17 protein-coding genes and 1 tRNA gene are annotated in these 20,205 nt (G+C 47.7%); 6 read left to right on the forward strand and 12 right to left on the reverse strand.

Going from position 1 to position 20,205, the window contains the following annotated elements; all coding sequences use genetic code 11:
- Positions 1 to 19 precede the first annotated feature (19 nt).
- Positions 20 to 277 carry a metal-sensitive transcriptional regulator gene (locus H6786_03695; GenBank protein MCB9816472.1) on the forward strand — a complete coding sequence of 86 codons (258 nt, stop codon included), beginning with the start codon at positions 20 to 22 and terminating at the stop codon, positions 275 to 277.
- A 174-nt stretch (positions 278 to 451) separates the two neighbouring features.
- Entirely contained in the window at positions 452 to 1,141 is a 690-nt protein-coding gene (locus tag H6786_03700) for a DUF2202 domain-containing protein (GenBank protein ID MCB9816473.1), read from the forward strand.
- Between the two features lie 42 nt (positions 1,142 to 1,183).
- Here H6786_03700 and rpsT read toward each other — a convergent pair whose 3' ends face one another.
- A complete protein-coding gene (gene rpsT / locus H6786_03705; GenBank protein ID MCB9816474.1) occupies positions 1,184 to 1,450 on the reverse strand; it encodes a 30S ribosomal protein S20 in 267 nt (88 codons plus the stop codon).
- 94 nt (positions 1,451 to 1,544) lie between these two features.
- Here rpsT and ruvA point away from each other — a divergent pair, with 94 nt between their 5' ends.
- The gene (gene ruvA, locus H6786_03710; GenBank protein MCB9816475.1) at positions 1,545 to 2,120 is read left to right on the forward strand and encodes a Holliday junction branch migration protein RuvA; all 576 of its coding nucleotides are present in this window, start codon (positions 1,545 to 1,547) and stop codon (positions 2,118 to 2,120) included.
- 3 nt (positions 2,121 to 2,123) lie between these two features.
- Here the strand turns inward: ruvA and H6786_03715 are convergent, their stop codons facing one another.
- The 3 genes from H6786_03715 to H6786_03725 are packed head-to-tail and all read right to left on the reverse strand — an operon-like array spanning position 2,124 to position 7,920.
- On the reverse strand, positions 2,124 to 3,524 hold the full coding sequence (locus tag H6786_03715; protein MCB9816476.1) for a hypothetical protein: 1,401 nt from the start codon (positions 3,522 to 3,524) through the stop codon (positions 2,124 to 2,126).
- 39 nt (positions 3,525 to 3,563) lie between these two features.
- Positions 3,564 to 6,542 carry a hypothetical protein gene (locus H6786_03720; protein MCB9816477.1) on the reverse strand — a complete coding sequence of 993 codons (2,979 nt, stop codon included), beginning with the start codon at positions 6,540 to 6,542 and terminating at the stop codon, positions 3,564 to 3,566.
- A gap of 10 nt (positions 6,543 to 6,552) precedes the next feature.
- Positions 6,553 to 7,920, reverse strand: a complete 1,368-nt coding sequence (locus H6786_03725) for a hypothetical protein (GenBank protein ID MCB9816478.1) — start codon at positions 7,918 to 7,920, stop codon at positions 6,553 to 6,555.
- A 200-nt stretch (positions 7,921 to 8,120) separates the two neighbouring features.
- On the opposite strand from H6786_03725, the gene murE reads away from it, so the two are divergent.
- Positions 8,121 to 9,407, forward strand: a complete 1,287-nt coding sequence (murE, locus tag H6786_03730; protein ID MCB9816479.1) for a UDP-N-acetylmuramyl-tripeptide synthetase — start codon at positions 8,121 to 8,123, stop codon at positions 9,405 to 9,407.
- Here murE and H6786_03735 read toward each other — a convergent pair.
- Both H6786_03735 and H6786_03740 read right to left on the reverse strand, forming a co-directional pair.
- Entirely contained in the window at positions 9,397 to 10,893 is a 1,497-nt protein-coding gene (locus tag H6786_03735; GenBank protein ID MCB9816480.1) for a hypothetical protein, read from the reverse strand. The two genes, murE and H6786_03735, sit on opposite strands and share 11 nt — an antisense overlap.
- Entirely contained in the window at positions 10,877 to 11,341 is a 465-nt protein-coding gene (locus H6786_03740; protein ID MCB9816481.1) for a TrmH family RNA methyltransferase, read from the reverse strand. The genes H6786_03735 and H6786_03740 overlap by 17 nt, the downstream gene beginning before the upstream one ends.
- A gap of 192 nt (positions 11,342 to 11,533) precedes the next feature.
- Between H6786_03740 and H6786_03745 the strand changes: the two genes are divergently transcribed.
- A tRNA-Lys gene (locus H6786_03745) sits at positions 11,534 to 11,606 on the forward strand.
- A 692-nt stretch (positions 11,607 to 12,298) separates the two neighbouring features.
- Here H6786_03745 and H6786_03750 read toward each other — a convergent pair.
- The 5 genes from H6786_03750 to tsaE all read right to left on the reverse strand — a co-directional run bounded on the left by H6786_03750 (position 12,299) and on the right by tsaE (position 17,412).
- Entirely contained in the window at positions 12,299 to 12,997 is a 699-nt protein-coding gene (locus H6786_03750) for an ion transporter (protein MCB9816482.1), read from the reverse strand.
- A gap of 15 nt (positions 12,998 to 13,012) precedes the next feature.
- On the reverse strand, positions 13,013 to 13,714 hold the full coding sequence (locus H6786_03755) for a hypothetical protein (GenBank protein MCB9816483.1): 702 nt from the start codon (positions 13,712 to 13,714) through the stop codon (positions 13,013 to 13,015).
- A 4-nt stretch (positions 13,715 to 13,718) separates the two neighbouring features.
- Positions 13,719 to 14,447, reverse strand: coding sequence for a tRNA-dependent cyclodipeptide synthase (locus tag H6786_03760; GenBank protein MCB9816484.1), 729 nt, complete (start codon positions 14,445 to 14,447; stop codon positions 13,719 to 13,721).
- A gap of 7 nt (positions 14,448 to 14,454) precedes the next feature.
- On the reverse strand, positions 14,455 to 16,839 hold the full coding sequence (locus H6786_03765) for a hypothetical protein (protein ID MCB9816485.1): 2,385 nt from the start codon (positions 16,837 to 16,839) through the stop codon (positions 14,455 to 14,457).
- Positions 16,840 to 16,980: 141 nt separating this feature from the next.
- Positions 16,981 to 17,412: a tRNA (adenosine(37)-N6)-threonylcarbamoyltransferase complex ATPase subunit type 1 TsaE gene (gene tsaE, locus H6786_03770; protein ID MCB9816486.1), complete on the reverse strand. Its 432-nt coding sequence runs from the start codon at positions 17,410 to 17,412 to the stop codon at positions 16,981 to 16,983.
- A 70-nt stretch (positions 17,413 to 17,482) separates the two neighbouring features.
- On the opposite strand from tsaE, the gene H6786_03775 reads away from it, so the two are divergent.
- Entirely contained in the window at positions 17,483 to 19,237 is a 1,755-nt protein-coding gene (locus H6786_03775; protein ID MCB9816487.1) for a type II/IV secretion system protein, read from the forward strand.
- Positions 19,238 to 19,653: 416 nt separating this feature from the next.
- On the opposite strand, the gene H6786_03780 is transcribed toward H6786_03775, so the two are convergent.
- A complete protein-coding gene (locus H6786_03780) occupies positions 19,654 to 20,151 on the reverse strand; it encodes a hypothetical protein (GenBank protein ID MCB9816488.1) in 498 nt (165 codons plus the stop codon).
- Between the last annotated feature and the right edge of the window lie 54 nt (positions 20,152 to 20,205).

The raw sequence follows: 20,205 nt of genomic DNA on the forward strand, positions 1-20,205 counted from the left end.
ACCCTGATACAATTATTCTATGGACACAGATACCAAACAATTACTCAATCGCTTGAGCCGGGCCGAAGGACAAGTACGCGCACTGCGCGTCGCTCTGGAACGTGGTGAAGTGACTGATTGCAAGGCGTTTATGTCACAGATCAAAGCTGCCCGCTCTGCCCTCAAGCACACGAGTGAACAGTTCGTGCTACAGCACATTCACAAGTGCCAGGCACTTCCAAGTGCAAAACGAGATGAACAGATCGCCGAAGCTTTGAAAGTTCTCGCCAGTGACTAACGTAGTACTGAGCAGAGAGCACCTTTTACGAAACCAATTGAAATTTGAACTATGAACACAACAGCAATTATCGCTGCCATTATTGCCCTCTTGGGAGGATTTGTGGCCGGAAACGCTATCCAAGATGAATCGACTGACATCACCCAAGTTACCAACCAAGCTCGTGAGCGCTTTATGAGTGAAAATCCACCAGCCCAAGACTTCGTCTCAATGCGCCCAGGAATTGAAGAATTACCAGTTCAGACACTCTCACAAGAAGAACTTGACGGACTACTCCTCATGCGTGAAGAAGAGAAACTTGCTCGAGACGTATACCAGACACTCTACGAACAGTGGGGGCTGAACATCTTTTCCAACATCGCACAAAGCGAACAGACCCACACCGAAGCAGTTCGCGAACTGCTTGAGAAGTACGACATCACTGACCCAGTGACTAACGACACGATCGGCGTCTTCCAGAACGAAACCATGCAACAGCTCTACAACGATCTCGTTGCGCAAGGAAGTGAATCAGAAGTTGCTGCTCTTAAGGTAGGCGCAACGATCGAAGATCTTGATATCAAAGACCTGATGGACCTGACTGCTGAGACAGACAATGAAGACATCAAACTCGTGTACGAAAACCTCACTCGCGGCTCACGCAATCACCTGCGCTCATTTACCCGCCAGCTCACCATGCGCGGTGAAAGCTATGAAGCGCAGTACATTAGCGCTGAAGACTACCAAGCAATTCTCGCGAGCGACCAAGAAACCGGTAATGGAGATCATGACCACGGCGGCAACATGCAAAACGGTGGTGGCCAAGGTCAAGGAACCGGCAGCGGTAATCGCGGCTGGGGTGGTGGCCAGGGACGCAATCGATAAACAAACTACAAAATAACAAAAACCGCCCGTGGGCGGTTTTTTTTATTTCTTTGTGTTCTTCACGCGAGCGGTGATGCGTGACTTCTTGCGCGCTGCGGTGTTGTCCTTGATGACACCACGCTTGGCTGCTTTGTCAATCGCCTTGTAAGCAGTCGGGAGAAGTTCTTTTGCTTTCTTCTCATCACCGGCTGCTACCGCCTTTGCGATGGCCTTTTCAGCATCCTTCATCGCACTCTTACGGCGTACATTGAACACCTTTTTGCGCTCTGAAGCTCGATGGGCCTTTGCTGCTCCTTTAGTAATTGGCATATCTAATTTAATTGAGTGCGCCTACTCTACCGTAGGAAGACCAAAAAGGCAAGGGTTTGGGACCGCAGACTTCTCGGGTACAATACATACACATATGATACGAAGTCTGACTGGAGAAATTGATGATATTGGCGAAAATTGGCTCGTGGTGAACGTGCATGGTGTTGGTTACTTGGTAGGCACTCCAACACTACAGAATCATTTCACTGAAAATAGCACCATAACGCTCCATACGTACCTCGCAGTGCGCGAAACCGCACTTGACCTCTACGGCTTCCCTCACAAAACCGAACTTGAAATGTTTGAGTTACTGCTCGGTATACCTAAGATCGGACCGAAATCTGCCCTACAGATCCTCTGCCAAGCAACTCCCTCCCTACTGGCGGAAGCAGCACAAAAAAATGACGGCGTGTACTTACACAAACTCTCTGGCATTGGTAAAAAGACCGCCGAAAACATCACACAATATCTTCATTCAAAACTGGCACAATTACCGACCACGATCATTACGACACAAGATGACCTCACTGCCGTACAAACTGACGCGATCGATGCGCTGATCGCACTAGGATACGACACGACCACTGCCCGAGAGACCGTTCTCGAATTGAGTAATACCGACGCAACGGTGAATTCTCTGGTTACAAAAGCACTTAAACAGATCCAGTGATACTTACTGTAGCTCATTCTCTCTCACCCGAGTATCAGGATCATAGGAAGTAGGCTCGAGTCGACGGATGAATAGGTACGCAAACAGCGATGTGGCGATCACGATCGCTGCATAGAACCAAGGTGACTTACCTGGCACACTCGGCGCTACTGTGTGAAGCAGTGTTACCGGCCCAAAAAACGAACTGCATGTTCGCTCTTTTTCGCAGCCAAATGATTGCTCGACGACCGCCACCTTCTGCAGCTCTTGATCATCAATGGCCTCACCAAGAAGAGGACCACTATATAGTTCTGTTGTGAGAGTAAAGTCTGCCAGCTCCCATTCTGGAGAGAAGGAGTAATACTTCTTGTCCCATAGATCCTTGCTAGCAATCATCTCCCGTGACAATTCTTTCTCAGCACGAGACAAGACGAATGCTACTTGGACCGGTTTGGCAAACTGTTTTTTGGTCGCACCCAGCACCGTCTGATCAACACAAGCCACGACTTCGCTTGTTTTGGTCAACGGGTACTCACTTAAGCCAACCGCTGAGATGTACGGCAAGAGCACACTTTCCTCAACTGCCCCCACCCTCAGCACAGCAACAGTAACGGGCGTAAAGTGATCAGCTGCCACCATCCCCGCATAGACGGTATACACCCCGTCTCCCTGCAAGGCAGCGTCAAGCTCTAACTGCTGCTTTGATTGCGCGGCCAACACAGCTGGTTCACGAAGCTCAGTCAAGACCGCTGCCCCTTTTGGAACTATACCCTGCACCACACTCGCAAGAACCGTTTGCACAACTTCATTTGCAAGGTCATTATTTGCGCTACGCATTGATAGCGATAACGCATCTTCAGATCTAAGAATAATGCTTTGTCCGATACTCTTAAGACCGTTCACAAACAGTTCAAAACTGACATCCTGTTCTCGTGGAGTTCGTTTCACAAGCGTGGCCATTGATTGCGTATCTGCTGTGAACTGACTGAACAAAGCCGTTTCATCACCTTGTGCAATGAGCGCCTTTACAAAGTATGTACCAGCAGGAACCATTGCTAGGTCTGACTGCACCGATATTTGCCTCACCGTTCCAGGTTCAAGCTCATAGGTGTCTGACAGTACGGTCCAGTACACTGGTGCTGCTGCGTACTGACTAGTATACAATCCAAGCCCAACCCTTACACCACCAAAATGGTACTTCGGATCAGTATTTTCGACCTCAACGACACCAACAAAACTGTCAGATACCTCAATCGGATCTTGTGCTGTATCAATATACACCTGCAATCCTCCGACAATTGGACATTCTTTTGTAGGAATTTCAGTTACCTGAGCGCTGACGACCTGACCAATAGATACTACTCCCAAAGAAATAAGCACTATGGTAACACTAGCAAACTTTCTCAGTGATACTTTGAAAATCATACTGCATTTGGTCGTAGTCGAAAACGATCGACCGCTTCCCTAGACTTCTGTTACTTCAGGTACCATTTCTACACGCACCTGTTCCACAAATGACGTGTTTGTGAGTGGCTCTATACAACGAAGTTCGAACACACTGGTGCTAGTGAGTATTCCTGTGGTAAACGAATCCGTATAACTAGGTCCGACATCCAATGTATTAAAGCTCTCGTTAAGGCCGCCAGCACCACTGACCGTACAATTTAGTGAGTAGGTTGCGTCCACGTCCCAATCGATCGTGACAGATTGTGAACGACGGATCAATAACTTATCAACTGAAATATCCATCATTGGGTGCGGTACCGGAATGTTCACCGTTGTACAGCTTGTGTTGTTGGCAGTATCCGGGTTTGATTCTGGGAACGTATCACCATCCAAATTCACTTGACTACAGACCGTATGTGAACCAAATGGCACTTCATCAACAGTCTGAGCCAATGTTGGTGATTGTACTGGAGCACCAGGGGTTACGGGCGCAGTAAGTGAACCGTTGAAGTAGTCAACTTCTGTCTCAATATCTGACAACCCTAAACTTGGCATCAAAGTCAAGATAGCTTTATATGAGACGTGGCTATCTGTAGGCAATTCACCACCAAACCAAATACCTCCAATTTGGTGCATTGCATTTTCGATCACCATAAGGATATCAACATCGTTGTAGACTCCATTGACCGGGTCTTCAGTAGCAGCTGCCAAACTGACCGCTGGACTCGCAGACACCAGATCAACCGCCTCGATACAATATCCAGTATCTGGATCAGCAATGAATCCATCAGGAGCATCGACGACCAGGTCAGTCTCAGGATCGATACATTCACCAACTGATACTACCGTCTCTGCCACAAGTGCATCTGGTGGTGGCAACTTGACCAGTACAGTACTTTCATCTGAAACCGAATCTGCAGTTCTTCCACACATCATTCCAAAAGCGGTGCTAGTTGACACATCCGCGTCTAGTAGACCCATAGCACTTGAACCACTGTACCAGGAGTACGAAGAACCATCTTCACGTACCGCAGGTATCTCGGCACAGTATGTTGTCTCTTCACTGATCCACATTAGCGGTACCGTCACGAAACCAATCGCTTTGTTGAATGGAACATCTACACTTGCTCCATCGCCCGCACCAAAGTAAATGTTTGAGAAACGACAGAACTCACTCCCTTCTCTTTCACAAGCGATCGTAACTATTTCACCATCATCAAGTGGCACATCACTGGCAACGAGTGCGGTCTTTAGTGTGCCTGAGTTACACTCAGCACTTGGACTATCAGGACTATCAGCTACCAATGTACCTATCAACCCACTCTTTTCGGTACTGAACTCAAAAGTCGAGGCTCCGTCGTTCTCATCACAGTACGTAAAGTGGATGTTGTATCGATCTGATCCATCAAATGGGTGCGAGAATGGAAACAAGATCTCACCCATACTTGTAACCGCAAGGTAAGTACCGTCGTCATAGAAACCTCCACCACCAACCTGCACCGCTTGTAACTCATCGACATCATACGAAACTGCATTCGCGTACATATACGTCTGCGGTTGATCAGCCACTACAGCTGAATCAAGGACTTCAATAACTACACTTTCACTATCCATTCCATTATCCCGTTCCTCAGCGGTTCCATATAGAAAGTCATATTCACGCATACATTCGACATCTAACACAGTATCTGAGGAGAGGAAGAAGCCAAACGTATCATTTCCTTCACCTGAGATGGGCGGATCTAGATGCTCCCAACCTGGTAAAACATAGTATGTAGCATGACCCATTTCTGCTAATGTGCTTCCATAAAACGCCCTTAACCAACAGTAACTGGCATTGTCTCTGTCCACCTGCACTTCTACCCACGCCTCCCCTGTAATTGGGTCACGTTCAACCTGAGCTGGTGCAGAAATATCCACAGTCACCGGAGGCAAAGAGGCTCGGTCCCACTCAGTCACAGAATTAACCCCAGGCGGCAATGCCACTCCAATGGTAATTGAGGTAGTGGTTGATACATATGGGTACGTAACTCCATTGAATACAATTTCTTCACGAAAACAAGAGATCTCAAACGTTGTTGTTGCAATGATCTCAATATCTTCCATATATCCACTCTTGTACCAGCTTGGCACACCCCAACCAGTTGGGGTTTTTATTTTGACACCATCTTCATCATACGCAGCATAATTACATCGATACACGCTTTCTGCCTCAAAACCGATATCTACGTACGCATATCCGTACAAATAGTCCTGATATACAGTCGGATAATCTGGAGACCAGATATCAATTGTCGGGTCAGCCGGGGGCGTACCGTAGGTAATGTTCAAGGTGATCGACTGAGTGCTCTCTGTGCCGTTCGCGTCGTTGTAGCAGGTGATGTAGAACGTGGTCGTTTCAGTTATGCGGTCAAATGGTGTGCCATCAAAAACAACAATACCAGTAGTTCCTAAAGGTCCTGTATACCCGCTACTTACATTGGCCACAACCGGAACACCCGGGTTAGACTCCGTCTCATACCACACGTAAGAGCAACGTGTTGCATACTGTGTATCCCACTGCACTATCACACTTGAGAGAGTCCCCGTTATCCCCCAGATCGTTCGGTCGGTACCCTCAGGAAGCTCCATGGTGATTTCAGGTTCGATCAGCACCTCAACTGAGTCGGTGCCTTGCGTACAAGTCAACACATAACTCGTATCGGTGTCTGCCGGAGGTACCACAGTAATAGAACCACTGACAGGCAATACAGACGTATCAATATCGCCCACACCATTATTGATATAGCAACCTTGCGCATCATCGATATACCACTCAAGTGTGATCGGTGTTCCGTTTACGATCTCAGCCGTATTACCGCCATTAACAGTGAGAATGAGTACCGGTGTTAGCGCATGAGCAACCTGTGCAGACACTACCCAAAGAAAGAGTGTCACTACCCCAAAAACTGCAGTCAACAGTTTGGTTACTTGGAATGAAAATAGTTTTGATTTCATAGGCACAATATTATTCACGCTTATCTGATCCGTTTACCTCGCCCTCTTCCTGATCATTTTCATCTGCACTTTCCTCTTCCTCCTCTTCTTCCTCTGTCTTTTCTCGGGGAGGGATTGTGCGTAAGATCACATACACAAACAGTAGGATAACCACCACGACACTGCCGTACAAAATTATCGGCTGTACTTTGATCTCTGCTTCCTGCGCTACTGTACCTGCAACCACTTCGGTACCCTGGCCGATACACACATCAAACCCAGCACAATTGAAAGTGTATTCGTATGAATCCACTACTGAAAGCAATTCTACGAGTGATTCTGTTGGCAAATCCTGCAGCGAAGCCGCTGAGTTGAACTGTTGATGTAACAGATCAACAGTCAATGTGAAGTTCTTGTACTCCTTTTGAGGATGAACTTGGAAGAAGTTCTTCGCAGACACTTCACTACTGAGCACCTCTGCATTGAAGATGCCGCCTTCACCGATCGCAGACACCTTCACACCAATAGCCCCGGTGAAATGATCAACTCGATCCTCGGCTCCGGTATACCGTACACACATCACGATCTCCCCCTTTTCGGTCATTGGATATTCAGTCAGACCAACTTGCGACAAATACGGCCATGAGATCACTTCATCAGTCTCAGGTCCTGCAACAACATGAGTAAGGATCGGTTGGAAGACACCTGGAGTCAGAACACCTGCAAACAATGCTGATTCCTTGGTGAGTACATAGTGCTGAGAAACCTCAACTGTTCGAGCGGAACCAGGGACGAGTTTCACAGAGTCTACAGACTCATCTTTCACCGCAGCACCAAGTGGCACCCGACCCATCGTAACAACGGTCAGCACAGAGCTATCGGTCAGCGGCGTATCAGAATCATTCGTAACTACAATATCACCAGCGATCACACCCTCCGTCGCATCAGTTGAGGTGAACGAAAGAGCTGCTGATGATCGTTGTTCTCCAGTCTTAGTAAGACGCACACCTGAAACATCTGACGGCAACAACACTGCACCGAGTAAGTCAGTTTCATCTCCTTGCACAGCCACTAGCCGAAGCTCATACGCCCCACCCTCAAGTGTGGAGGTGTCGACAGTCACAGGAATGGACTTTCTCTCCCCTGCCATCAATTGATACCTATCAGGTAACACGCTCCAGTACGATGGACTGTCTGCCCCCTCAGCAAAGAGAAATACACCGACCCGAATTCCACCAACTGCATACGATGAAAGATTCTGGATCGTCACTTCTTCGCTAAAAGCACTCGTGACCTCATACGCTTCAGGAGAGTTAAGGAAAAGCGCGGTTACGGCTGACTCGATCGGACAGCTTCTCGAAGGCGCAACCCCCTGCTCAGCAAGACCGACCACTGGCATTAGGGCTATTGATAAATTAATGAGTAATGCAAAAAATACACTGAGTGGTTTATTGGCTGTTTTATAGTACATATGGTTCCCCGCGACTCGTACCCTAAGCATACGAGATAAACCAAATTCCGACGGCTTACTTATACACATTTGCCTATCTTCGACACCAACGTGCACCGAACGCAAAACCAGCATATACTTAAGAACATATGGATACCGCACGACAGCTTCTGAAACGAATCATCCCGAAGCGAATTTTTACTTTTTTACAGCCGTATTATCACTACCTACTCTCATATATAGGTGCAACACGCTACCACCACCCTTCTCGTGAGATCGTGGTTATCGGGGTAACCGGCACCAAGGGTAAATCATCAGTCACTGAAATCCTTACCCACATCCTCCGCACTGATGGCAAGAAAGTTGCCTCCCTTTCAACGATCCAGTTTTCGATTGGCGATACCACCGAACGAAACTTATACAAGATGACCATGCCAGGTCGTTTCTTTGTGCAAAAATTCCTGCGCGAGGCGGTTGATGCTGGCTGCACCCACGCCGTGGTTGAGATGACCTCAGAAGGTGCCAAGCAGTACCGACACAAGTTCGTCGACATCGATGCGCTTATTTTTACCAATCTCGCCCCGGAACACATTGAATCACACGGCTCATTTGAGAATTACAAAAACGCGAAACTCTCGATCGCAGCGGCCGTAGCAGATTCACCGAAGCGACCGCGATACATCGTTGCTAATATAGACAATGAACACGGGGCAGATTTTTTGAACTTCGATATTGAACACAATCTCCCCTACTCTCTTAAGGACCTCTCGCTCTACACTCTTCATAAAGATAGTGTGAGCATGGTCTTTGGGGACACTACTGTGCGAGTGCCACTTGTTGGACTATTTAATGTCTATAACAGTCTTGCTGCAATCACCCTCGCACGTGCGTTTGGTGTTTCGCTCGATACGATCCAAAAAGCCTTTCGTACCCTACCGCCACTACGTGGTCGAGTAGAACATTTCGCGAGTCCGAAGGATGCCGCCAAGCAGGTCACAGCTGTTGTCGACTACGCCCACACGCCAGATTCGCTCACTCAATTCTACGAAGCATTCCCCGATAAATATAAAGTTTGTGTCCTTGGCAACACTGGTGGTGGCCGTGACACCTGGAAGCGGCCAGAAATGGGTGCGATCGCAGAAAAATACTGTAATCAAGTTATCCTCACTAACGAGGACCCATACGACGAAGATCCGGAAAAGATCATTACTGAAATGCAAAAAGGCATGCAGGATGATGCACATGTCGAAGTGATTATGGATCGTCGCGAGGCCATTGCACGCGCACTAGAACTCACTCCACAAGACGGCTATACACTTATTTCTGGCAAGGGTACTGATCCGTACATTATGGGACCAAATGACACCAAGACCCCATGGAGTGATGCAGAGGTAGTTCAAGAACTCCTTGCTGAACTTCCAAAAGCTACTCAATAGCAATTGTTGTCTCACGCACCAACCACCCATCACCCGCTGTCACTACGGTGGGTGTTTTGATTGTGCCAGCCGGCGTATAGACTTTGCTACTCACAAAATTCCCTGCGCTCACAATATATGTATCGTTCCATACCGCCTGCACGCGGAGCATCTGATCAAGCTGGTACCACAGACTTTCTGGCTCATTAAACCACGCATGAGAGATTGGATGCGCCACAAACGGCTGATCTGGCCGCTCTGTCGTGAGACGTCGCACACTGAGTGGATTCACACTCTCAAAACAAAACAGCACGCTCGGAAACTCACTCGGCAATTCAGCTTGTGAAATAAGATTTCCCGGCACCAATCCCATATCCCCTTTCACCGCATCAATGACCGCACTATACCCAAACCATTTGGCAAGCAACACAAACAACGACGCAAGATATTCTCCTTGTGGCACCAAGTAGCCTTTGTGCACCTTCTCGATCTGGTCAGTGGTTGAATCATACAAGTACGCCTGCAACACCCTACCCACCGGCAAAGTAATCACTTCGGTGTCTATCACGATCGTCTGTGGGTTGTTATACCGAAGTTGAAACTGAAACTTCTCCGAGCCAAGTGATTCTTTCTGATTAAAGAAGCCAGACCCTTCTGGAAGCACTACATACGCCGGATCCAACTCAAGTGCTACCACCATCGCCTCCCCCAGATTTTCTCGCACGCGGTGCAAACCAGCTTGGTCACGCAAGGTTGCAGTATCAGTCTTGGTTTCAATGATTGAAATTCGTGTCTCATATGTAGCCTGAATTACTGGCGAAGCTACCGACACAAAACTGGTCAGATACACCACCACCAACATTGCAATACCGTACCCAGCCATTTGTTTTGTTTTTGAAAGATGAAGCAGCACTAGCGCAAACAACACTCCTGCTGCACTAAGGATGTATACCCCTCCCCACTTCGCAAGGAGTAGCAGTAATGGGTGTTCAGCCAATACATAGCCAAGATATCCAAAACTAAATGAAATATTTAAGTATCCGCCAGGACCGATAGCGAGTACTGAATATGCAAATGAACCAAAGATTTCAGCCAACACCCAAATTAGCGGTGTAAGTAAAAACATTGCACTAGCCTTATGATCCGCAAAGAGCTTTCTAAAAAGCCGCACCCCAGACACAACCACAGGACCACAGAGACCAATAGTGATCGCAGCTGCTACCCACGTGATACCAATCGCCAGTATCTGAGACTTGGCCGCCTCAAGTGGCAGCCAACTGATCGGATACGTCGACCAAAACCAAAACACTACAATACTCACCTTAATAGTCCACGCCAACCACGAACCGATATAGAGAGACTTACGACCCATTTCAGAGATTGCTAAATGCAAAAAATACGCTGCACCAAGAATGGTCACGATCCATAAAAACGGTGATAGGAAACCGATCCCCATTAAGACCCCTGAAGTGACCCACTGCAACCAACGATTATGTAACCAATCCATGATACAAAACTATTCCCGTCGCGACCGACACATTAAGTGACTCTTTCATACCCAACATCGGGATATCGACCACCTGATCAACCATATCCAAAACTTCTTTGGAGACACCCTCTACTTCATTCCCCATCACGTACGCAACATGTTTAGGCACCGAGAACGTCGGGAGAGACACTGACTCACTTGTTTGCTCAATCGCCACCACTGACACACCTTCTTCCTGCAGATCTGCGACCACCGGGAGGGCTGACTTGTGATGTTCCCAAGAAATAGTTTGACTCGCACCAAGCGAGGTCTTTTCAATTTCTGACTGGACGCGACCAAAACGATCGATCGGGGCCGGCGTGTACCCGATCAAAAATATTTTGGACACGCCGGCCGCGTCCGCCGTCCGGAAAATTGCTCCTACATTGTACGCGCTTCGAATGTTTTCGAGGATGAGATATTTCACCTGATTAGACTACCAAAAATATGGCTATGCGCCAGTCGTGCAGTACTCTTCAGACACGAATCAAGTTCTCTGCTCAGCAATTTAGAAGATTGCTTCCGTAAGGTCTTCAAATTGCTGCGCGACGGGCACTGCGCCTCGGTTGATTTCAACCTTAATCATGTTATAGTTTCCCCACTTTGCAATTTGCAAACCCCGCCCATAGCTCAGTCGGTAGAGCAGCAGCCTTTTAAGCTGAGGGTCCCAGGTTCGAGCCCTGGTGGGCGGACAAATAAAAACTCCCCTTAAGGGGAGTTTTTATTTGTCCGCCCACAGCACAGTCCGGGGGACTGTGCGTCAGGGCTCGAAGCCCGATTGAGATATTTTATGAGTGGAGCGAAATAAAATATCCAATTGGGGTACTGGTCCTGTAAGGACCGAGCCCGTCGTTCTTTTGTAATTCGTGAGGACAAATACATTAAAATACTTGGAGCAAAATACGTTGGTGACCGTCAGGACGAGCCTTTTAGAAAACAGTCGAGCCGGGGTCGCAAGCACTTACTAGAATTAGAGCGTAGTGAATAATTATAGTTAGTGACTTGTGACGACAAATGCAGCTGCGGGACGCAGCCTAGAATATACTTATCAATTCACAAGACAAAATTTACCAAAATCATCGAATCGCTCACCTTCTCTGCGGAAAGAAGAACAAAAAACAGAAAACTGCGATTGACACCGTAATCACTCTGAACAACCACGGAATCCACACTTTATCGTAATGCCTGTATTTTTTTACCCAAAGTGGAGTCAGTAGACTAAATACTACAGCAGCAAGTAAAGGTAGTGTTAGGACGCCGTGCACCCCCAAATTCCAGTCTCTCTCTTCTATTACTTCCGCCATCAAACCATAAAGAAATAATCCCACAATAAACCCACCAACGACCCAACATATATAACGATTCTTTTTGTCATAAACTTATTCTACCTCCTCCCCAACATCACACTCCGAAACACATTCCCTACCACACCCACCAACAAACCAAAGAGGAGTAATCCCACAAACCGCGTGATCACAAAAAACACCCAGCCAATATCAGTCTGCGGCTCCGCCACGGGAATACCCGCCATAAAAACCTTCAGTGACCACCACATCCCTGCTGGAATACTCGCAAACGCGGAGAGATTGGGCTCAGCCAGATACATCGCCGTACCGGTGATCAAGAGTGCCGTCACCAAAGTTGCGAAGTAGATCAAAATATTCAAAGACAACACCCCTGCGCCTTCGTCGGTCACCAAACCAGAGCGAGTGACTTTTGCGAGACGCAGCATTCGTAGCAGCCGAATGATCCGAAACGCTCGCGCAGACTTAAGGAACGTGAAGTTACCAAGCCCAAGAAATGTCGGCAGTATAGAAACCAGGTCAATGATTCCAAAGAAACTCACTACGTACTTCCACTTTGGTTTTGCAACCACCAGTCGACCAATGTACTCGCCAGAAAATAAGATCACTGCCACCCACTCAACCACTAGAAAAAATTGGTCATACTTCACAAAGCTTGGCACTGTCTCCAATACCAAACTCACGATCGAAATGATCGTCAGGAACGCAAAGAAATTATTCACCGCTGCATATGTGCGCGACTGCGGTCGCAAAAACGCCTCCCGAAGCAACGTATTCATATGTATATGATAGCACTAGAGTCGAAGCGACCAAGCCTCCAAAGCCACATCCATCTCCCGCACCCCCGCATGTCCATCGTGATATAGCTCCAAGAGTGATTGTGAGAGTTTCTCAACCTCCCCTGGCGCAAATTTACTCAGTGCACGCTTAGCTTTGTTGTATGGAAAATCTTTCATACCGGCTTCAGCGGCACTTGTAGTATTTTGCGCAAGGCGCAGTGCCTTCAGCTGCCACCAAAGCATACCGACGATCTCCTCTTCACGCAGCCCTTCAAACTTCGCCTCTTGCAAAAGAACCCAGAGCTTACGCTTATCTTTCCCGGCGAGCGCTTCCGCGAGCGCGAAGGAATTGAAGCGGTCTGATTTTTCAGCTGCACATTCCTCCATGTCTGCCGCATACTTGGTATACGCTTTTTTAGGAGCTGCCAAGAGCGCGCCCTCAAGCACCACAAAGGTGTTTGGTGACTCAGCCATTTCAGCTAATGCCGATTTTACCTCTTCATCACACTCAGTATTATTGGACGGAGTATCGATCACAAACCACTCCGCACCTCCAAAGAGCGACGCCGCACCAAGCGCATCTGCGAGCTGCCCTGACTGATACTCGGCAGCATCGAGTGTGGTGAGCGTTGCGTCGGCTGGCTTGTTTTTTTCGATATAGGAAGTGGCAGCATCGCGCACGCCATTTCGATCTGTTCCGTAGAAGAGTGTGAACATAAAACTACTGATTCAATACTGAAAGGTCGTCTGGTTTTTTAAGATAATCTTCCACCAAAACAGAAATCTGTCGTAACTGCAACTTTGACGCATCAAAGTATTTACCACCTCTGATATCGAGTACAAATTGGCTCATTCCAGAATCAACGTACGTTGGATACAAAATCAGATTGTAGAGAGTATTATCCCAATAAATTCCTCCAAGGAGCGTCGGCAGCTCGTCAATGATGTAACCAGCCAATTTATGCTTATCTTCATCTGAGACGTCAACGTCTCTTAACTCAATATATTTATCGACAAAATGTAAGACTGCGTTTTGAAATTCAGAATTTTCCCAATACTCTTTCTCGAGAATACCCCGAAGCATGTCATACCCCCAATTATAGATATCTTCCCAGAAGATTACGTGCACATTAGAAATGTAGCCCATATCACCCGTTTCTCGCGCCAACGTACGTCGCGCCTTATCAAACATACCCGCCACACCGTAGCCTTTCTGCGCCGCTTTTTCTAGCGCCTCAGCTTCAGACAATCCTCGAAACACCTGCCAGTTAACTGCATCAATTTTATCGGCGATCAAAATGACTGCGTTCTTATTTGTATATTTATGCGCCCACTCAACATAATGTCGAGCCAGCTCTGGAGTAAGCAGCTTATTTCCTAAACTGATCCCCACAAAAATGTTAAACATCTTTTGTTCGACTTCTTTTTCTGATACGTTGAAATATTGCATGCAAAAATTATTTTAACGCACTCATACTATTCCAGCTCTCCCCCACCTTCGCTTCAGCAATCAGTGGCACACCATGACTTTCTTTTTTAGTGAGGACGCCTTCCATAATTTCAATGATTTTATGGGCTGATTCTTCGAGTACTTCAGTTTTAATTTCAAACACGAGTTCGTCGTGGACCTGGAGCAGCATACGGACGTCGTCAGAGTTTTTGAGGCCCTCAATGTATTCGTGGACACGCAGCATCGCGAGGCGCATGCAGTCGGCGGCAGTTCCCTGGATCGGCGCATTGATCGCCATGCGCTCGGCCTGGGCACGGATAAACGGTACGCTTGAAGTGATCCCCGGGAACTGCCGCCGTCGCCCGATCAAAGTCTCTGTATAGCCGTGTTGCCGCGCGAAGGTCTTAGTGTCTTCAAGGTACTCTGCGAGTCGAGTAAAGGTATTGAAATACGCATTGAGGAACTCTTGCGCTTCTTCGCGCGGCGTGCCTTCACCGAGATTCTGCTGGAGTGCATTCACACCCATCCCGTAGAGAATCCCAAAGTTGATCACCTTGGCCTTGCGGCGCATGTCGGCCGTCACTTCATCTTGCTTCACTCCAAACACGCGAGACGCTACTCCCGCATGCACGTCTTCACCGCGCTTGAAGATGTCGATCATCTGTGAATCTTCGGAGAGGATGGCCGCGATACGCAGCTCGATCTGCGAGTAGTCGATCGCCGCGAGGGTGTAGCCAGGTGCTGCGATAAAGGCGCCGCGAACGAGCCGCCCCTCCTCGGTGCGGATCGGAATATTCTGCAAGTTTGGATCCTTACTCGCCATGCGGCCGGTCGCGGCGCCGGTCTGCAGCAAGGTCGAATGCACCCGTCCATCTTCCCCAACGGTCGTCGGCAGTGCATCGACATAGGTCGATACCAGCTTCTGGAGTTCACGATAGCGCAAGATCTCAGCAATGATCGGATGTTCATCACGCAGCTTCTCAAGCTCAGACTCCTTCGTACTGCGCTGTCCACCAGCAGTCTTCTTGGCATTTTTTGGTTTCAGGCCGAGTGTATCAAAGAGCACTTCCCCAAGCTGCTTTGGAGAATTGATATTAAATTCTGTCCCCGCATGCTTATAGATTTTCTTCTCCAAAGCAGCCAATTCTTTATGAAACTCTTTCGAAATTTTTTCGAGATACTTGGTATCAAGCAAAATACCGATCTGCTTCATCTTCGCCAAGACTGGAATGAGTGGTTTTTCAATATCAGCAAAGATCTTCTCGAGCTCCTCCTCTTTTACCTTCTTTCTAAGCAACTTCACCGTCTCACCCCAGTCAGTCGCTTGGAGGAATGACTTGCCGTAGTCGAGAATATCATCGAAGGACGCGTTGGTGCGTTCACTCTCAAGGAGCCACAAAAGGATCCTCGCCTCTTCAAGCTCTACATCACTGACCGCAGCAGCGATCGCCGCCGTATCGACCAGCTCCATATCAAACAGTTTTTTGATCCGATCCGTCACCGCCCGGAACCCGAGCTCACTAAAGAGCTTGATGATCTCATCAGTATCAGCGTTTTCCTTCCACTCGGTTTCACTTACTTCAAATTTCTCAAGCGCATCGACACGAATAGTCGCCAACATCTTTGAAAACTCCGCGTCTTCTTTTCCTTCCTTGAGGAGATTAATAATACGCGGCTTGATACCTGCTTCCAAAAACGCTTCTTCACCCCCTTTCGATTCGAGTTTTTTGTAGATCTTCTCCAGCGAACCAAACGCAGCGATAAGCGTCGTAGCAGTCTTCTCACCAATCCCTGCGATACCCGGGATGTTGTCGGACGTATCACCACGGAGACCTTTGTAGTCTGGGACCAACTTCGGCCCGAAGCCAAACCGCTCCTTCACCGCCGCTTCATCGTAGAGCACGGTGTCTTTGATTCCCTTCTTGAGGGTAAAGACCTGCACGCGTTTTTTATCGACGCACTGCATCGTATCCATATCGCCAGACGCAATGATCACCCGCAGGTCTTTGTCGCTCGCCGTGAGATGCGCGATGGTGCCGAGCATATCGTCGGCCTCAAAACCTGCCTTCTCAAAAATCGGAATCCCAAACACTTTAAAAATATCGCGTGAGCGATCAATCTGCTGCACCAGCGCATCGTCGGTTTTTTTACGTCCTGCCTTATAGCCATCAAATGCTTCGTGACGATAAGTTGCTTCGGGCAAGTCATAACACGCTGCAATGTACTGGGGTTTAAATTCTTCGATGATCCGCAAGAGCATTGTGGTCACGCCATAGAGTGCACCGGTTGGTTCGCCTGTCGGAGACGAAAAATCCGGCAACGCGTGGTACGCACGGTGCAAGATCGCATGTGCATCAAGGAGCACTAGAGTAGGAGTGTCTTTTTTGGCCATATCTGACAGTATACGAGTTTTCTGCATTTTCACCACTTAACGACCCAGGCACTGGTTTTGAGCGCCCGCGGGGACTAAATGCTTAAGCTGCTCGGTAAACATCGGAGCGTGTGAAGAATCATTAATTCGCGCCCCATACACCTACGCTACAGTCACCACTCGCACCTCACCCTCTGTAATTGAAATATCCACCCGTACTGCACTCTCTGGAATATATGAAGCGATCTGCTCTGGCCATTCTACACACACAATCGTGCGCGGCTGGGTAAATACTTCTTTTAGTCGAAGCGGCTCCGCTTCGCTTTCATCTTCGAACCGATAGGCATCAATATGCACCAACGTATCGAATCTATCATGTGAAAGTTCGTACTGCTTCATGATAGTAAACGTCGGACTTGTGATCGGCTCGGTCACCCCCAGATTCTTGGCCAATTCCTGTGTAAAGGTAGTCTTCCCTGCCCCCAGATCACCTGACAGCGCAATAACCAAGACCTCTCCAGTCATTCCACTCAACAGATCGTTTGCCACTAAATTAAAATCAGACGGTACTGACACTTGGTACGTTTTTCCCATACCTTAAGACTATAGCAGCGCTTCTCATCAACGCAAACTCTGTACCCATCGTGCTATCATTACAACATCTATGAACCAGTTTGACGACAGCCTCACAAATACCCGGATCGCCGATCTGCACGCCCAAGAAGAGGAGCGGTTGGTACAAGCGACGGCACCCCGACTTGGATTTGAGTACATTAACTTACACGGGTATACCATCAACCCGGAAGCACTCGTGATCATTCCCGAAGAAAAGGCTCGCGCTGCAAACTTAACTGGTTTTGAACTCAAGCAAGGTGTACTTTCAGTCGCCACTAAAACACCCACCCACCCAAAAACACAGGAGTTACTACAAGAACTACAATCACGACGGTATTCACTTGCGGTATATATGTGTTCAACCGCAAGTCTTGAACACGCCTGGGAACGATACAAAGACTTGGTCGATTCCGAAGCTTCAAAGCGAGGTATTTTTGAGATCAACCCCGAAGATATTGAAAGACTGATCGGAAAGATCACAAAGGTTGAAGATGTTAAAGCTATTCAGAAAGAAGTTAGCACCATCAACAACACCCGACGTATTACCGAGACCATGGAAATGATCTTTGCCGGCGCGCTCGCACTTGGCGCCTCTGACATTCACATAGAGCCAGAAGAAAATGGCATTCGCTTACGATATCGTTTTGATGGTGTACTCCACGATGTCACTGACCTCGATTCATACATTTATCAACGACTGATGTCTCGACTAAAGTTGTTGGCTGGCATGATCCTCAATGCCCGTAATGAAGCACAAGACGGTCGTTTTACGTTCACCTTTAGTGAGCGAGAGATCGAGATCCGCGCCTCAGTGATCCCAGGTGCATTTGGTGAATCCATGGTAATGCGTCTCCTTGATCCAACTGCAGCCAGCTTCACTATGGACCGCATCGATCTCAATCCATATATTGAGGCGGTAATGCGGCAGCAACTAAAGAGACCGAACGGTCTCATCATAACGACTGGTCCAACCGGATCTGGTAAAACCACTGCACTCTACGCCTATCTCCAAGAAGTCCATAATGAAGGCATTAAGATCATCACGATCGAAAATCCAGTTGAGTACAAACTTGATGGTATCGTGCACACACAGACGGGAGATGACTACACCTTTGCATCCGGACTCCGCGCCATCCTCCGCCAAGACCCAGATGTGATCATGGTCGGCGAGATCCGCGATCACGAAGTAGCTGAGACTGCGATCCATGCTGCTCAGACTGGCCACCTCGTATTCTCCACTTTACACACCAACAGTGCAGTGGCTGGTTTCCCTCGTCTCATCGATTTGGGGGTTGATCCACGCATCATGGGCAGTTCGATCAACATAATCATGGGACAACGACTGATACGTAAGTTATGTACTGAATGTAAGGTGGCATACGAAGCAACTCCAGCTGAGAGACAGCTGATCGAACACGTGATGGCTACCCATCCTCACCCAATAGCAATACCTACTCCACTCACCCTTTATCGACCAAGCGGTTGTGCGGCATGTGGCAACACTGGATTTAAGGGTCGTATGGGTATTTTTGAAGGTATCGTTATGGATGAAGCAGTCGAGGAAGCGGTGATCCGCGACCCGCGTGAGCACGTTATTTTGGATGCAGCTCGACCGCAAGGGATTCCGACAATGGTCGAAGATGGGATTGAAAAAGTGATCAACGGACTCACCTCACTTAAAGAACTTGAGCGTATGATCGAACTTCCGTACGATATTGCAAGCGCAATAAAAACTACTTCAGAGGTTACACCACTACCTTCAAGTGAGATCAGTGATGATGATTTTTTGAAACACATAGTTTAAGAAAAAGGGCGACCCTTCGGGTCGCCCTTTTTCTTAAAACTTGAGGAGTGAAACACTCACTGGTCAATACTGCAATTTCAGAAATTATGATACTGTCAGTTTGCCAACGTTCGTTCCAGAATATAACTCTCTAAGCAAAGCTTCCGCATTGAAAGTGAATGCCGCGCTAAGAAAGTTCGCAGCACTCTCACTCTAGGGTGAGCGCCAAGAAACCCCTCGCAACGCATCCAAGTTGCTTAGAGAGTTATCGTCTGGAATTGTGGTAAAACAAAAAAAGTGACACGCTCAAATGAGCTGTGTACTAGAGAACTTCTCAATTGCTCACTATATTAGCATACTTTAAATATTTGTCAACCCAAAAAGATACCCCTTTCTATGTTTTCATAGTCTGGGGTAAATAGCCTTTGTTTTACTTGTTATATTGTAAAAACAATCACTGTTTCAGGGCCGAGTGAGTTATGGTTCACTTGATTAAAGTTTCCTCCGATCCATAATTGACCATCTTTGTTTTGCAACACATAGTACAGCCAATATGGGTCTTCAGACACTCTATTCATTGTCAAACAAGATGCCCCGCGCATTGCGATCACCATTTCTTCACCTTTTGGCTGATCCTTATAATCAACCCTTAAGATGGGACCGAGCGACTCAGGACATAGCGCAAATCCCGCTTTGATAACTTCTCTACAAGCGACCGCGTACTCGACACCTTCCGCAAAACCAAGTTGAGCGATCGTACATTTGTACAAAATTACATCTTTTGGTTCTCGGATGGGTTCAACCATTTCCTCCACCCACATTCCCTTTTCCACACCAGGCATAGCCAGCAACTCGTAGTACAAGGTCGGCATAAGGTGAAGCTGTTTCCATGGTTGTACATGATGGATATGATCGATCGGATCTTTAGTGATCATGTGAAGTTCTCCTCTTTTGTAATGAACGGGCAGCAAGAGTAACACAACACGTTT

Source organism: Candidatus Nomurabacteria bacterium (genome assembly GCA_020632075.1).
Lineage (GTDB): Bacteria > Patescibacteriota > Minisyncoccia > Phycocordibacterales > UBA918 > OLB19.

Bases quoted from the DNA above. Each gene is read 5' to 3' on its own strand.
- H6786_03695 (MCB9816472.1), top strand. From the start codon at position 20: ATGGACACAGATACCAAACAATTACTCAATCGCTTGAGCCGGGCCGAA.
- H6786_03700 (MCB9816473.1), top strand. From the start codon at position 452: ATGAGTGAAAATCCACCAGCCCAAGACTTCGTCTCAATGCGCCCAGGA.
- rpsT (MCB9816474.1), bottom strand. From the start codon at position 1,450: ATGCCAATTACTAAAGGAGCAGCAAAGGCCCATCGAGCTTCAGAGCGC.
- ruvA (MCB9816475.1), top strand. From the start codon at position 1,545: ATGATACGAAGTCTGACTGGAGAAATTGATGATATTGGCGAAAATTGG.
- H6786_03715 (MCB9816476.1), bottom strand. From the start codon at position 3,524: ATGATTTTCAAAGTATCACTGAGAAAGTTTGCTAGTGTTACCATAGTG.
- H6786_03720 (MCB9816477.1), bottom strand. From the start codon at position 6,542: ATGAAATCAAAACTATTTTCATTCCAAGTAACCAAACTGTTGACTGCA.
- H6786_03725 (MCB9816478.1), bottom strand. From the start codon at position 7,920: ATGCCAGTGGTCGGTCTTGCTGAGCAGGGGGTTGCGCCTTCGAGAAGC.
- murE (MCB9816479.1), top strand. From the start codon at position 8,121: ATGGATACCGCACGACAGCTTCTGAAACGAATCATCCCGAAGCGAATT.
- H6786_03735 (MCB9816480.1), bottom strand. From the start codon at position 10,893: ATGGATTGGTTACATAATCGTTGGTTGCAGTGGGTCACTTCAGGGGTC.
- H6786_03750 (MCB9816482.1), bottom strand. From the start codon at position 12,997: ATGAATACGTTGCTTCGGGAGGCGTTTTTGCGACCGCAGTCGCGCACA.
- H6786_03755 (MCB9816483.1), bottom strand. From the start codon at position 13,714: ATGTTCACACTCTTCTACGGAACAGATCGAAATGGCGTGCGCGATGCT.
- H6786_03760 (MCB9816484.1), bottom strand. From the start codon at position 14,447: ATGCAATATTTCAACGTATCAGAAAAAGAAGTCGAACAAAAGATGTTT.
- H6786_03765 (MCB9816485.1), bottom strand. From the start codon at position 16,839: ATGGCCAAAAAAGACACTCCTACTCTAGTGCTCCTTGATGCACATGCG.
- tsaE (MCB9816486.1), bottom strand. From the start codon at position 17,412: ATGGGAAAAACGTACCAAGTGTCAGTACCGTCTGATTTTAATTTAGTG.
- H6786_03775 (MCB9816487.1), top strand. From the start codon at position 17,483: ATGAACCAGTTTGACGACAGCCTCACAAATACCCGGATCGCCGATCTG.
- H6786_03780 (MCB9816488.1), bottom strand. From the start codon at position 20,151: ATGATCACTAAAGATCCGATCGATCATATCCATCATGTACAACCATGG.